This is a genomic window from Marinobacter sp. EVN1 (assembly GCF_000475375.1).
Lineage (GTDB): Bacteria > Pseudomonadota > Gammaproteobacteria > Pseudomonadales > Oleiphilaceae > Marinobacter > Marinobacter nauticus.
Genome location: NZ_AXCB01000070.1, coordinates 406,590 through 419,798, shown reverse-complemented (window position 1 = coordinate 419,798; position 13,209 = coordinate 406,590). Strand labels below are relative to the sequence as shown.

Genomic DNA, 13,209 nt, shown 5'->3' with positions numbered 1-13,209 from the left:
TTTAGCATAGCTGCCGGTGCAGGCCACACCCGGATTGTCACGGTATTTTACATTCACTCCTGGCAAGCCCCGGAGACGCTATCCAGAAAGGCTGCGTCTTCCAGAGCTCACTCATAAGCAGACCTGAATCTGTGAACCTGAGTGTGATCTGGCCGGAGCAGGCCGTATTCAATGGCACTGCACCGCTGGCGCGGTATCGACCGGTTACTTCCGCATGCGGATGCCCGAAATGGTGCCGGTAGCCCGCCGTATAGATCACCCGATCCGGCGCCACCGCCTGCACCCAGCGTGTTGAAGATGAGGTTTTGCTGCCATGGTGTGGCGCCAGCACCACCCGCTGCGCAACGCGGTTCTCAAGCCACTCTGGGCCGCCGCCACCGAGCATCAGTTGCTCAACCTTCCGGCTGATGTCCCCGGTCAATACGAAATCGCTGTTGCTGGACGGGTGGTACACGCGTATCACGCACGAAGCGTCATTCCCGTCCGCAGGCAACGGATTTTGCCACAGCGACATCACCAGACCCGGCCACCGGATATTCCCCGGGCGACAACCTTCCACCGTCACCGGCACCCGCCCGGTAATAAGAGCAGGCTCTCCGGAAATCACCCTTTTGATCGCGAAGTGCTCAGACAACGTCTCGAGACCGCCGGCGTGGTCATTATCCGCATGGCTCAAGACCAGCAGATCAATAACCTCGACGCCCATTGCCCGAAGATTCGGCACCAGCACCGAATCGGCGGCGGAGTAGACGCCCGTAACTTCGGGCCCGGTGTCATACACCATCACCCGGCCACCGGCGCGAACCACAACCGACAGCCCCTGACCCACATCCAACACCCGGACTTCAGGTGCCCGTGCCACGGAATTGCCTGCTCCCGTACCTGACCAGGGAACACTGAGCAACAGGAAGGTAACGCCCAGCAATGCCCGCCATCGCCAGTCCCTCCAGCGAATCCCCCAAAGCGCCAGCAACGCCAAACCCGCTGCCAATGGCAGCGGCAGAGGCTGCATCTGTCCTGCCGGGAACCGGGCCACCAGCTCCAGCCACCACCATAGCGCCCCCAGGACAAGGTCAAACCCGGCCGACACCCAGGGCAGGAGCCAACCCCCGGAAAAAAGGGCGATGATGGCCCCCAGGAACAGTACCGGCATGACGGCAAAAGACACCCAGGGCACCGCCAACAGGTTGGCCGCGAAGCCTGCAAAAGGTTGGCCCTGATGCACCAGCATCAACATTGGCCACAACCCGACAAAGACCGCCAACTGGGCTATCAACAAAGCCGATAACCAACCCGACGACCCCAGACGCCCTGAAAATACCGCCAGCAGCACCCCGACAGCTCCAAAAGACAACCAGAAACCCTGGTCCAGAGGCGCAAACGGATCCATCAGAAGCACCACTGCCAGAGCCAGCACAAAGGGTCGCCAGCCGCTCTGTTGTCTTGCCTTGAGCAAATACCAGCCGCCGGCAACCACCATCACCAGGGCCCGCCGGGTTGGTACGGTAAAACCGGCCAATAGCGAATAGACAAGGCAGCTGAGAACAACCACCAGAAAAACCAGAGAACGCCGCCCCTGCTCACTCAGACCACCAACCGGCAGCAATAGCAAACCCCAGCGCGCCAACAGACCAACTCCGACCGCCACCAGACCCAGATGCAAACCAGAAATAGCCACCAGATGAATGGTGCCGGTCAACTTGAGTACCTGCCAGTGATGATCTTCCAGAGAACCCCGGTTACCCATTAGCAGAGACGCAATCAGGGGGTAGTATTCCGCTTCACCAAACCAATGCTGCAACCTCTTTGATGCTCGCCAGTGCCAGGCGTGGTACTGACATTGCAGTGCGCATGACAGCTCCGGTGCCGCAGAGACCTGTTTAACGGAACCGGTCGCCCGATAGCCGTGACGGAACAACCAGTCTTCGTAGCGAAACCCATCTGGGTTCAGGTTGCCCTGAGGACGCTTGAGAGTGACCTCCAGTGTCAGGCGATGGTCGGGTAGCCTGCGCCCCTCCCTGCCGTACCAGGATAGTCGCAGGACGCGGGGCAAGTTGTTATCTACCGACACGCCAGGTGCCTGCCAGTGCAGGACACAGAATCCGAATCTCAGACTGTCAAAGCTTCCCGGCGTCGGCAAATCACAGAGATACCCGGAAACCACAATGCGCTTGGTTTCCCACTCCGAAGGCAGGCGCTCGGCCAGTCTCATATCGGCATTCCAGCCGGCCCAGACCAACCCCAGCGTCGCAGCAACCACCACGGGCCCGAGCCTCTGTATGCGCTGGTATCGACAGGCCATAGCCAGCAACATTAACCCAACCAGCACAAACAGCCATGGATATGGTGGCAAGGTTGCGAGCCGATACAGTAAGATAACGCCGCAAGAGAAGGCGAGAATGCTGGCGAGTCCAACACCGAGCCTGCTGACCCGGTTGGAAACTGGGTTTTCGGACAATCCTTGTCCTCCGATTTTCGATAGCGCTGGCAGCCTCTGGGCTCCAGTGATTACTCAAAGCCAGGAAACAGGCCGAACTTCCTATGCCGAAGAAGTTCATGAAACGGTATTTGCCCACCCCTGAAAAGGTGCAGTCGATGCAATCGCTGCGTTTTCTGGGCGATATCCTCCATGAACCCAACCTGTGGCACATCAACCGGCACTGTGTTGCCAGGGCCTTCCTGGTGGGCGTCTGGTTCTGTTTTATTCCGATGCCTTTCCAGATGCTGGCAGCCGCATTCTGCGCCATCTGGTTTAACGCCAACCTGCCTTTATCCGTGGTTCTGGTCTGGATCAGCAATCCGCTGACCATGCCCCCGATGTTCTACTTCAATTACAAGGTGGGGGCCTGGATACTCAATCGGCCGGTTCTGGCGTTCGAATTCGAGCTTTCCTGGGACTGGATCAGCCACAGGTTGATCGATATCGGCGTGCCGTTGTACCTGGGTTCTCTGGTTCTGGCCACGGTGACCGCCTGCGTCGCTTACCTGATCATCCAGTATCTATGGCGCCGCAAGATCCGCACTGAATGGCAATTACGGCGTCGCCAGCGCAACAAGCGAACGCCCGCGAGCAATCAGGCCTCCTGAACCAATCGCCCCTGCTCCAGTCGCAGCACCCTTCCCAGGCTCCGGGCCATGGTCATGTCGTGGGTAACCATGATGAATGACGTCCCGGAATTATCACGCAGGTCGCCGATCAGGGCACGGATACCCTCCCCTGTGTGCTCATCCAGATTGCCGGTAGGCTCATCCATTAACACACACTCCGGGCTGTTAACCAGCGCTCTGGCGATCGCTACCCGCTGACGCTCACCACCGGACAACTCGCCGGGTTTGTGCCTGAGCCGCTCACCCAGCCCCACCCGTTGCAGCAGTTGCTCCGCCTTCGGGCGGGCCTGCCTGGGTGCCATGCCACCCAGCGCGCAGGGCAACATGACGTTCTCAAGTGCGGTAAATTCCGGCAGCAGATGATGGAACTGATACACAAACCCCAGGTGCTGATTCCGGAACCTCGCCCGGCCTGCTTCCGATAGCTGATGAATATCCTTGCCACAAATCCGGATATGCCCGGAGGAAGGGCGATCCAAACCGCCCAGCAGGTTCAGCAAGGTGGTTTTCCCTGCCCCGCTACTGCCCACAATGGCAACCGTCTCGCCGGCCTTAACCTGAAGTGAGATGTCCGAGAAAATCGTCAATGTTTCCGGCCCTTCACTGTAGGTGCGGGTAACCTTCTGACAATCAATCACCAGAGATGTCGTCTGCCCGTCACTCATAACGCAATGCCTCCGCCGGTTCGACCCGCGACGCACGCCAGGCCGGATAAATAGTTGCCAGCAGGCTCATGGCAAGGCCCGCACCGCTGATAATCAGTACATCCTGCAACTGGAGCTGCGACGGCAGGTAGCTGATGAAATAAACATCAGCGCTGAGAAACTGATGCCCCAGTGCGGATTCGAGCCAGGAAATGAAGCCGCTGATGTTCAGAGCGCCAAAGATCCCCAATGCAGTACCTGTGAGCGTGCCAAACACACCAATCACGGCACCCTGGATGATAAAGATCCTCATAATGCGCCCGGGCGTGGCGCCCATGGTTCGCAGGATGGCGATATCAGCGGTCTTGTCGGTCACCACCATGACCAGCGTTGACACAATGTTGAAGGCCGCCACAGCGACAATGAACATCAACAGCAACCCGATCATGGTTTTTTCCATGCGGATTGCCTGAAACAGGTTGCCATGGGTGCGGGTCCAGTCCGATACGTAATAGCGGCCTCCCAGGGTCCGGGCAACATCATTGACAACTTTGGGCGCCGCAAACAGGTCATCCATTAAAAGCCGGATACCCTCCGCGCGGCCACCGGTACGCATCAAACGCGCCGCATCATCCATATGAATCAGCGCGTAGTTCCCATCAAGCTCAGCACCAACGCTGAAAATACCCTTGACGGTAAAGCGCTTGAGCCTGGGCAACACGCCGGCCGGCGTTACCGAGGCTTCCGGTAATACCACCGTGAGTTTATCGCCTACCCCCAGTCGAAGGCTGTTTGCCATCAACCGGCCAATGATGATTCCGAATTCCCCGGACCGAAGCTCCTCAAGGCTGCCTTCGATGAAATGGTTCTCGATAATCGAAACGCTGGCCTCCTGCTCCGGCAGGACACCGTTGAGCATCACGCCCCGGACGTTTCCACCACCGGTTACCATGCCCTGGCCCTGGATAAAGGGAGCGGCCGCCAGCACTCGCGGGTAGGCTTCAACCTTCTGGTCAATCTCCTGCCAGTTCTCCAGGGGACCGGAAGCCCCCTGAATCGTGGCATGAGGCACCATCCCAAGAATGCGCTGCTTGAGTTCGCGATCGAACCCGTTCATGACCGAGAGCACGATGATCAATACCGCAACGCCCAGCATCAGGCCAATCATTGAGGTCAGGGAGATAAAGGAGATGAAGTGATTACGTCGTTTGGCGGCGGTATATCGCAGGCCAATATAAAACGATAAGGGTCTGAACATGTAGGGGTGCCTGTCGCTACCTTGCGGTCCGTCGATTATTGAATCCCCGCTGGCCTCGATCATTACCTGGCCCGGAGATTTGCCAGGCCTCTTACCAGCCGTTGGGAAACTGCTAAACTGTTCTATAATCAATAAAAACCCGTCCGGAGACAGGATGCCAAGCCAGAATAAAACGCCACCGAGCGGAGACAGCCAGCGGGAGCGCCGGGAGTTCTTCCGGATAGACGACCGTATCGGGCTTGAGGTACGCCGCCTGGACGACGCCCATCCCGGCGACGATCCGTTCAATAACTCTCCACTGGAAGCCCTGAAAGCCGAGTTCCGGAGGCTGGACCAGGACGTACGTGCACACCTGGCAAGCCTGGCTGAGCGCGACCGCCTGCTGGCCGGGCTGGTCAAATCCCTGAACAGCAAGGTCGATACGCTGGCGCGCATTATCGCCTTTGAGCAAAATCCGTTGCAACCGGAGGACTGGCAGGATGTAACCCTGAGTGAGGGCGGCCTCTCATTCCGCTGGCCGACAGCAACCTTTGGCGCGGGTGACCGACTGGCCATTCGGATGACTCTACCACCAGAGCTATACCAGCCAAGAGCCATTGCTGAAGTACTGGATACCGAGCACGACAACCAAGGCGGCACACGGGTTCACACGCTGTTTGTTGAACTGGATGACAGCGACCGTCAGCAAATTGCCCGGCATGTGATGCGTTGGCAGATTCGGCAACGCCAAAAAGAGTAAGATACTGAAAAAGTGCTGACTTTTGCTAAGCTTTTCGGGATATTACGTTTTATTCATCTGCCGCAGACAGTGCGCAGTAATCATGCATTATTGGAGACTCCTCTATGACAAACTACCGCAATGTGATGGCTGCCGCCGTTTTGGCTACGGCTGTATTCGCCGGCTCAGCGCCACTGGCCCTTGCTGAGGAACTGAGGGTACCGGTCGGCAGCCAGGCCGACAGAAGCCAGATCAGCCTGCCCGCGAACGGCATGAGTGAAGACTCCGTCCGAAATCGCTGGGGCGCCCCCCAGAACATCAAAGGCCCGGTCGGAGAACCCCCCATCAGTCAGTGGCATTATCAGGATTTTGTCGTCTATTTCGAAGGTAACCGCGTAATACATGCAGTGGCAAAGCAACACAAAGACTGATAAACACCCGCTTCATCAAACACCGGCCAAGGAATGACAATGCACGGGCTGCATTGCTCAGATAGAATGGCGGCTTTTGCAAACCAAGGTGACTTATACAGTGACTTCCAGACGTACGTTGCCTGCGGAGTGGGCTTCCCAAAGCGCAGTCATGTTGACCTGGCCTCATCCCGGAACCGACTGGGCAAAGCGCATGGCCGACGTGGAGCCCGTGTTCGAGGCCATTGCCAAAGCGGTCCTCCGTTTTGAACACCTGGTGATCAGCTGCGAGTTCGTGGCACGTCTCCAGCAACTTGGCCAGCAGCTGAACGCTTATGCCGAAGGCAACGGGTTACCAGGTCGCGTAATCACTGTGCCAGCCCCGGCCAACGACACTTGGGCCAGGGACCACGGCCCCATCACCGTGGATACCGCTGACGGCCCCGCTCTGCTGGACTTCCGGTTCAATGCCTGGGGAGACAAATTTCCCTGGGAAAAAGACGATGCCCTCAACCGGCACCTGGCGAACGCGGGCGTTTTCGGCAAACACCCACTGCAGCCAGTGGATTTTGTCCTGGAAGGCGGCTCTATAGAATCCGATGGCGCCGGCACCTTGCTCACTACCAGCGAGTGCCTGCTGACTCCGTCCAGAAACCCATCCATGGATCGGACGGCTATCGAGCAATTGCTGGAGGAGGTCCTCGGGGTCGATCGTATTCTCTGGCTCAACCACGGATATCTGGCGGGCGACGATACCGACAGCCACATCGATACCCTGGCACGGTTCTGCGCGCCTGATCATATCTGCTATGTGACCTGCCCGGATGTTGCGGACGAGCACTACAGCGCCCTGGCGGCGATGGAAGAAGAATTGCAGGAATTCCGTCAGGCCGACGGCACCCCCTATCGCCTGACGCCCCTGCCCTGGCCCGACCCGATTTACGATGAGGACGGCGAAAGGTTGCCAGCGACCTACGCCAACTTCCTGATCATCAACGGCGCAGTTCTGCTGCCAGTCTACGATGTGCCGCAGGACGAAGAAGCCGTCCGCATCATGGCGGGCATCTTCCCAGACCGGGAGATTATTCCGATTGACTGCCGCCCGCTTATTTACCAACACGGCAGTCTGCACTGCGTAACCATGCAAATTCCTGCGGGGGTGGTAACGGTATGACCAGCACGAACACCAGCTCCAACCTGAAGGTCGCCGCCATTCAGCAAACCTGCAGTCCCGACAAGAACCAGAGTCTCGCGACATCCGAACGCCTGATACGGCAGGCTGCGGCGGATGGCGCGCAGTTGATTGTCCTGCAGGAGCTGCACGCCACCCAGTATTTCTGCCAGACCGAAGACACCGCCATTTTTGAGCTTGCCGAGCCCATTCCCGGGCCCACCAGCAACTATCTGTCTGGTCTCGCAAAAGAATTAGGCGTTGTGCTTGTGGGTTCTATTTTTGAAAGGCGCATGAATGGCGTTTACCACAACACATCTGTGGTGTTCGACACCGATGGCAGCCTGGCCGGGCTGTACCGGAAAATGCACATCCCGGACGACCCGGGCTTTTATGAGAAATTCTACTTTACCCCCGGCGATGCCACGTTCAACGATGGTCGCAGTGGGTTTACACCTATCCAGACGTCGGTTGGCAAACTGGGCGTGCTGGTGTGCTGGGACCAGTGGTACCCGGAAGCGGCCCGGCTGATGGCACTGGCCGGCGCGGAAATACTGATCTACCCGACCGCCATTGGCTGGGATGTGACCGACGATCCAGACGAACAGGCCCGGCAACTGGACGCCTGGGTGACCGTTCAGCGTGGCCATGCGGTAGCCAACAACCTTCCGGTTATCGCCCCGAATCGCGTTGGGACCGAGTCAGATCCTTCCGGCCAAAGCGATGGCATCCGGTTCTGGGGGAACAGTTTCATCTGTGGCCCTCAGGGCGAGTTTCTGGCCCGCGGCAACGAGACTGACGAGTGTATCCTGTCGGTAACCCTGAACCGCCAGCGCACCGAATCCATCCGGAGAATCTGGCCGTACCTCAGGGACAGGCGCATCGATGCCTACGGCGACATTCTGAAACGGGTAAGGGACTGAAACCGGCATGAAACAGAAAATGGACACGGTCGTCAGCGCCCTTAACAAGGTACTGCTGGGCAAGGAGAATCAGGTTCGTCTGGCGCTCTGCGGCCTGCTTGCCCGCGGCCACCTGTTGATTGAAGATATTCCGGGCATGGGCAAGACCACCCTCTCCCATGCGCTGGCAAAAATCATGGGGTTAAGCTATCAGCGAATCCAGTTCACCAATGACCTGCTGCCTGCAGACGTCCTCGGCTACTCCATGTATGACAAGCAGGCCGGCGGGCTCGTGTTTCACCCCGGCCCCATCTTCGCCCAGGTGGTTCTGGCAGACGAAATCAACCGCGCGTCACCGCGCACCCAAAGCGCCCTGCTGGAAGCCATGGAAGAAAGGCAGGTATCCATTGAGGGGGAAACCCGACCACTACCTACCCCGTTCTTTGTGATCGCAACCCAGAACCCGATAGAGCAAGGCGGCACCTTTCCCCTGCCTGAATCCCAGCTTGACCGGTTTCTGATGCGCCTTCGGTTGGGCTACCCCGACCCGAAAGCGGAACGGGAGCTGCTGGAGGGCGAAGACCGCAAACACCTTACCGATCGTTTGCAGGCCATACTCCCGCACGATGAGCTGGTGGCCTTGCAGCAGGCCGTGGAAAAGGTATCCGCCAGCCCGGCTTTGCTGGATTACCTGCAACGCCTTCTTGAGCAGAGCCGGCGCATGCCCGGATTGCTTTACGGCTTGTCCCCGAGGGCGGGCCTCGGCCTGCTGAGAGCCGCCAAAGCATGGGCACTGATGGAAGGTCGTAATCACGTACTGCCCGACGACGTGCAGGCCGTCTTCCCCGCCTTAGCCGAGCACCGGCTGGAACAGGGAGAATCCGGTAAAGCCCGGGAGCGCGTGCGCCAGCTGTTAACGACCGTATCGGTGCTTGAATAATCCGGGTCTGACCACATAGCAAGGTTTTATAAGCCGCATTGGCGTAAACAAATGGCAGTCCGGTCATTTCATGTTAGCCTTTTGCCAGATTTCAGATGAGCGGTTCCTGTTCTGCCCTCCGCAGGGACAGAGGAGAGCCGTCGAATACGCATACTTCATTTCAGTGAGACACAGATGAGCGAAACCCGACATTCCCGACTGATCATTCTTGGCTCCGGCCCGGCCGGCTACACCGCTGCAGTCTATGCCGCGCGCGCCAACCTGAACCCGACCCTGATCACCGGTATCGAAGTTGGCGGCCAGCTGACCACCACCACTGACGTAGACAACTGGCCGGGCGACAATGACGGCGTTCAGGGCCCCGAGCTCATGCAGCGCATGCAGAAGCACGCCGAGCGTTTTGAAACCAGCATCGTGTACGACACCATCAACGAAGCTGACCTGAACAACCGCCCGTTCCGGCTCAAAGGCGACAACGGCGAATACACCTGCGACGCTCTGATCATTGCCACTGGCGCCTCTGCCATGTATCTGGGGCTTGAGTCGGAAGAGAAGTTCAAGGGTCAGGGCGTGTCGGCCTGCGCCACCTGTGACGGCTTCTTCTACCGCAAGCAGAAAGTCGCGGTTATCGGCGGCGGCAATACCGCTGTGGAAGAGGCGCTGTATCTCTCGAACATCGCTGATGAAGTGACCCTGGTTCATCGCCGTGACAAGCTTCGGGCCGAGAAGATCCTTCAGGACAAACTCTTCGAGAAAGCAGAAAACGGCAACGTCAACATCATCTGGGACCACACCCTGGACGAAGTGCTCGGCGATGGCACCGGTGTTACCGGCATGCGCATCCGGAACACCAAAGATGGCAGCACCCAGGATCTGGAGCTGGCCGGCGTATTCATCGCGATCGGCCACAAGCCGAATACCAGCCTGTTTGAAGGGCAACTGGATATGGCTAACGGCTACATCCGGATTCGCTCCGGCCTCGACGGCATGGCCACCCAGACCAGCATTCCAGGCGTGTTCGCGGCTGGCGACGTAGCCGATCACGTCTATCGGCAGGCTGTGACGTCCGCCGGGTTTGGTTGCATGGCTGCGCTCGACGCCGAAAAGTTTCTTGATCAACAAGGCTAACTACTCAGGAGCAGAATGACGTCGCTACCCTGGCTGGATCCTGATCAATTCTGGTTTCCTCCCGCAGAAGAAGCGCTGGAGGATCCCGATGGACTGCTTGCCCTGGGTGGCGACCTGTCTCCGGAACGCCTGATTCTGGCCTATCGGAATGGCATTTTCCCCTGGTTCAGTGACGACCAGCCCATTCTCTGGTGGTCACCGAACCCTCGTTGCGTGCTGTTTCCCTCTGACATCCACATCTCCCGGAGCCTGCGCCGGACGCTGAACCAGCGTCGATTCCATATCACCACCGATCAATGCTTTGGCCGCATCATTCGGCTCTGCGCAAACACCCGCGCTGAGGGCACCTGGATTACTGACGACATGATGGCAGCGTATACCGAGCTGCATAAACGTGGTATCGCCCACTCCATTGAAGTCTGGAATCGCAACAATGAGCTCGCAGGCGGCATGTACGGTCTGGCTATCGGCCGCTGTTTCTTCGGCGAATCCATGTTTTCACTGGAAACCAACGCCTCCAAAGTACTGATGGTGCATCTGGCCCACCAGCTCGGCGAATGGGGTTACCAGCTCATGGATTGCCAGGTAGAGAGCGACCACTTGCTGACGATGGGCGCGCGCAGTATTCCGAGGGCGGAGTTTTTATCTATACTCAGGGCATGTGTCGATCGGAAACCGGACCAGCCAGACTGGGACTTCAGCTGGCAATGGCCCTGCCCGGAGGTGAAATGAGTAATCTCAGAACGCTCGTTTTCTTTGCCACCCCTCCTCACGATTGCAGTTACCTGCCAGACCGTGAAGCGACCACCATGTTTGTGGACCCTCGCGCCCACATCGACAGAAAGCTCTACAGCCAGTTAACCGCACTGGGGTTCCGTCGCAGCGGCTCACATTACTACCGTCCGCACTGCGAAAGCTGTAACGCGTGTGTTCCGGTACGCCTGCAGGTAGGCCAATTCGAGCCAGACCGGAATCAACGCCGGGTGCTTCGCAAAAATGCCGACCTCGACTGCAAGCTGGTGCCAGCAGCATTCAGTGAACGCTATTACCGGCTGTATGCCCACTATATAGAGGAGCGTCATCGCGACGGTGACATGTATCCACCTTCAAGAGAACAATTTACCTCGTTCCTCGTGGAGGGGGCTACCGACTCCTGGTTCCTCGAAATGTCTCTTGATGGTGACCTGGTGGGACTGGCAGCCGTCGACCTGCTGGATGATGGCCTCTCGGCCATCTACACCGTCTTCGCGCCGGAACTGGAGCACCGGAGCCTGGGCACTTTCGCAGTGCTCTGGCAGATTGAGGAAGCCAAACGGCGGGAATTGCCGCATCTGTATCTGGGGTACTGGATAAAAGAATGTCGGAAAATGAACTATAAAACCCGATTTAAACCCATTGAGGCCTTGCGGGATGGCCACTGGCGCGAGATGTCGACCGACTGAGTTTTGCCAAACGTGGAGAATTCAGGCAGAATTGCGCAATTTAAAATCACCGAAAAGTATTCCGAACGAGGTTTCTACTGAATGGCGAAATCAGATGTCATTGAAATGGAAGGCGTTATTATCGACACCCTTCCCAACACCATGTTCCGCGTTGAGCTGTCCAACGGCCACGTTGTGACTGCACACATCTCCGGAAAAATGCGCAAGAACTACATCCGCATTCTGACTGGTGACAAGGTCAAGGTTGAGCTGACTCCCTACGACCTCAGCAAGGGCCGCATCGTTTACCGCGCCCGTTAATCGGCCAGGCTGACATCTGAAAAGCCCCGCAAATGCGGGGCTTTTTTGATTAATACCATCCGTTATTCCCGGTTCTGATCCGAGCACTCACGACCCCCGGGGTTCGTGTAGCAGCGGATTTTTCTCAGGATGGTCATCATGTCCTCGTGATACACCGCGGCCGCTAACCGGGATTCCGGGTCCGATGAAGACAACAGATCCAGCCGGACCTGCCTGAGCATTTCCTGATAATCCCGCTTATCTTTGGCAGCTATATCGATCCACCTGTCCTCGGGGACACGCTCTTCGAACTGGCGGATGATCCGGATGGCTTCGGGATACAAACGGGCCATCGTCTTTCGGGAATCACGAACAAAGCCGTCGGTAAAGGTTCCTTCCCTGGCAAAGAGCTGAACTGTCACCTGACCAACCGGATAACGAACTATTCCCCCGTTTTCACCTGCGCCGCGAAACATCTCCAACACCTCCCACGCCGCCGCGGGTGCATAACTGATGTCCACCGCGCCGGAATTGAACAGATTGGCAAAATTGGAAATTTTGGCCTCAACCGGCTCAGCACCAACGAAACTAACCATATGGCGGGCATCGTGATGTCCCTGGAAAACACTGAAGCGCTTGCCCTTGAGTGCATCTACATGATCAATCGCCCTGTCTTTCACGAATAGATAAGCAGCGCCCATTGGCGCCACTCCAAGCATTTGATAGCCATTCTGCGTTAAATAAGGTTCGAGCCTTGGTCGCGACAGGCCGTACAACAGAACCCGAAGATCTTCGTAGTATGGTATGGCACCGATTGCGCTGATCGAGCCGGTAAAATCGTTAAAGTTCCGGGCTCCCATATCGGTTACGGCAACGAGATCACAGCGGCCTTCCCGAAAATCCCTGACCGCCGCATCTTCATCGGTATAGGGCTGCATGTTCAGAAGCACTCTGTTCTGAAGTGCACTTCGCTGATACTCCCGAAGCAACTGGTAAACAAATCCGCTGGCCCCGGCAACATCAAACACGCAGAACGCTTTGGGGTCAGTTGAGGCTTTTGCAGGACTTGCCACAGCAATAGAAACAAATGCCAATAACGCAAAAATTGAAGGGATATTCTTAGTCATCAACGGCTGCATCCTTATTGTTGTTTGCATACCGCGAGTCGGGCCGCGGACACCTACAAAAATGACAGATGTTCACGACCAA

General features: G+C 57.6%; 14 protein-coding genes. 10 read left to right on the top strand and 4 right to left on the bottom strand.

The features are described 5' to 3' along the window. Window positions 1-37: 37 nt before the first annotated feature. Entirely contained in the window at window positions 38-2,353 is a 2,316-nt protein-coding gene (locus Q674_RS39175) for a DNA internalization-related competence protein ComEC/Rec2 (RefSeq protein ID WP_227501263.1), read from the bottom strand. A gap of 188 nt (window positions 2,354-2,541) precedes the next feature. On the opposite strand from Q674_RS39175, the gene Q674_RS39170 reads away from it, so the two are divergent. After that, complete coding sequence (locus Q674_RS39170; RefSeq protein ID WP_022991069.1) at window positions 2,542-3,087, top strand: DUF2062 domain-containing protein; 546 nt, start codon at window positions 2,542-2,544, stop codon at window positions 3,085-3,087. Here the strand turns inward: Q674_RS39170 and Q674_RS39165 are convergent. Beyond that, window positions 3,075-3,773: an ABC transporter ATP-binding protein gene (locus Q674_RS39165; protein WP_023010004.1), complete on the bottom strand. Its 699-nt coding sequence runs from the start codon at window positions 3,771-3,773 to the stop codon at window positions 3,075-3,077. The two genes, Q674_RS39170 and Q674_RS39165, sit on opposite strands and share 13 nt — an antisense overlap. Further along, window positions 3,766-5,010 (bottom strand): lipoprotein-releasing ABC transporter permease subunit, encoded by a 1,245-nt coding sequence (locus tag Q674_RS39160; RefSeq protein ID WP_014421235.1) that lies wholly within the window; start codon window positions 5,008-5,010, stop codon window positions 3,766-3,768. Before Q674_RS39160 ends, Q674_RS39165 begins: the two co-directional genes overlap by 8 nt. Window positions 5,011-5,164: 154 nt before the next feature. Here Q674_RS39160 and Q674_RS39155 point away from each other — a divergent pair, with 154 nt between their 5' ends. From Q674_RS39155 to infA, 9 genes are all read left to right on the top strand, one after another. Then, on the top strand, window positions 5,165-5,749 hold the full coding sequence (locus tag Q674_RS39155) for a PilZ domain-containing protein (RefSeq protein ID WP_014421234.1): 585 nt from the start codon (window positions 5,165-5,167) through the stop codon (window positions 5,747-5,749). Between the two features lie 104 nt (window positions 5,750-5,853). Continuing rightward, on the top strand, window positions 5,854-6,159 hold the full coding sequence (locus Q674_RS39150; protein ID WP_023010003.1) for a hypothetical protein: 306 nt from the start codon (window positions 5,854-5,856) through the stop codon (window positions 6,157-6,159). Window positions 6,160-6,259: 100 nt separating this feature from the next. Beyond that, complete coding sequence (locus Q674_RS39145; protein ID WP_081698959.1) at window positions 6,260-7,312, top strand: agmatine/peptidylarginine deiminase; 1,053 nt, start codon at window positions 6,260-6,262, stop codon at window positions 7,310-7,312. After that, window positions 7,309-8,232 (top strand): carbon-nitrogen hydrolase, encoded by a 924-nt coding sequence (locus tag Q674_RS39140; RefSeq protein ID WP_023010002.1) that lies wholly within the window; start codon window positions 7,309-7,311, stop codon window positions 8,230-8,232. Before Q674_RS39145 ends, Q674_RS39140 begins: the two co-directional genes overlap by 4 nt. A gap of 7 nt (window positions 8,233-8,239) precedes the next feature. Then, window positions 8,240-9,151, top strand: coding sequence for an AAA family ATPase (locus tag Q674_RS39135; protein ID WP_023010001.1), 912 nt, complete (start codon window positions 8,240-8,242; stop codon window positions 9,149-9,151). Window positions 9,152-9,325: 174 nt separating this feature from the next. Next, window positions 9,326-10,279 (top strand): thioredoxin-disulfide reductase, encoded by a 954-nt coding sequence (gene trxB, locus Q674_RS39130; protein WP_022991061.1) that lies wholly within the window; start codon window positions 9,326-9,328, stop codon window positions 10,277-10,279. Between the two features lie 15 nt (window positions 10,280-10,294). Beyond that, window positions 10,295-11,011 (top strand): leucyl/phenylalanyl-tRNA--protein transferase, encoded by a 717-nt coding sequence (aat, locus tag Q674_RS39125; RefSeq protein WP_023010000.1) that lies wholly within the window; start codon window positions 10,295-10,297, stop codon window positions 11,009-11,011. After that, window positions 11,008-11,721, top strand: a complete 714-nt coding sequence (locus Q674_RS39120) for an arginyltransferase (RefSeq protein WP_014421227.1) — start codon at window positions 11,008-11,010, stop codon at window positions 11,719-11,721. Before aat ends, Q674_RS39120 begins: the two co-directional genes overlap by 4 nt. Before the next feature lie 81 nt (window positions 11,722-11,802). Next, window positions 11,803-12,021 (top strand): translation initiation factor IF-1, encoded by a 219-nt coding sequence (infA, locus tag Q674_RS39115; protein WP_014421226.1) that lies wholly within the window; start codon window positions 11,803-11,805, stop codon window positions 12,019-12,021. Window positions 12,022-12,083: 62 nt separating this feature from the next. Here the strand turns inward: infA and Q674_RS39110 are convergent, their stop codons facing one another. Next, window positions 12,084-13,127 (bottom strand): putative solute-binding protein, encoded by a 1,044-nt coding sequence (locus Q674_RS39110; protein WP_023009999.1) that lies wholly within the window; start codon window positions 13,125-13,127, stop codon window positions 12,084-12,086. Window positions 13,128-13,209: the final 82 nt, after the last annotated feature.

Coding starts and splice junctions, on each gene's coding strand:
- Q674_RS39135 (WP_023010001.1), top strand. CDS start 8,240: ATGAAACAGAAAATGGACACGGTCGTCAGCGCCCTTAACAAGGTACTG.
- aat (WP_023010000.1), top strand. CDS start 10,295: ATGACGTCGCTACCCTGGCTGGATCCTGATCAATTCTGGTTTCCTCCC.
- Q674_RS39150 (WP_023010003.1), top strand. CDS start 5,854: ATGACAAACTACCGCAATGTGATGGCTGCCGCCGTTTTGGCTACGGCT.
- Q674_RS39110 (WP_023009999.1), bottom strand. CDS start 13,127: ATGACTAAGAATATCCCTTCAATTTTTGCGTTATTGGCATTTGTTTCT.
- infA (WP_014421226.1), top strand. CDS start 11,803: ATGGCGAAATCAGATGTCATTGAAATGGAAGGCGTTATTATCGACACC.
- Q674_RS39155 (WP_014421234.1), top strand. CDS start 5,165: ATGCCAAGCCAGAATAAAACGCCACCGAGCGGAGACAGCCAGCGGGAG.
- trxB (WP_022991061.1), top strand. CDS start 9,326: ATGAGCGAAACCCGACATTCCCGACTGATCATTCTTGGCTCCGGCCCG.
- Q674_RS39165 (WP_023010004.1), bottom strand. CDS start 3,773: ATGAGTGACGGGCAGACGACATCTCTGGTGATTGATTGTCAGAAGGTT.
- Q674_RS39160 (WP_014421235.1), bottom strand. CDS start 5,010: ATGTTCAGACCCTTATCGTTTTATATTGGCCTGCGATATACCGCCGCC.
- Q674_RS39170 (WP_022991069.1), top strand. CDS start 2,542: ATGCCGAAGAAGTTCATGAAACGGTATTTGCCCACCCCTGAAAAGGTG.
- Q674_RS39140 (WP_023010002.1), top strand. CDS start 7,309: ATGACCAGCACGAACACCAGCTCCAACCTGAAGGTCGCCGCCATTCAG.
- Q674_RS39120 (WP_014421227.1), top strand. CDS start 11,008: ATGAGTAATCTCAGAACGCTCGTTTTCTTTGCCACCCCTCCTCACGAT.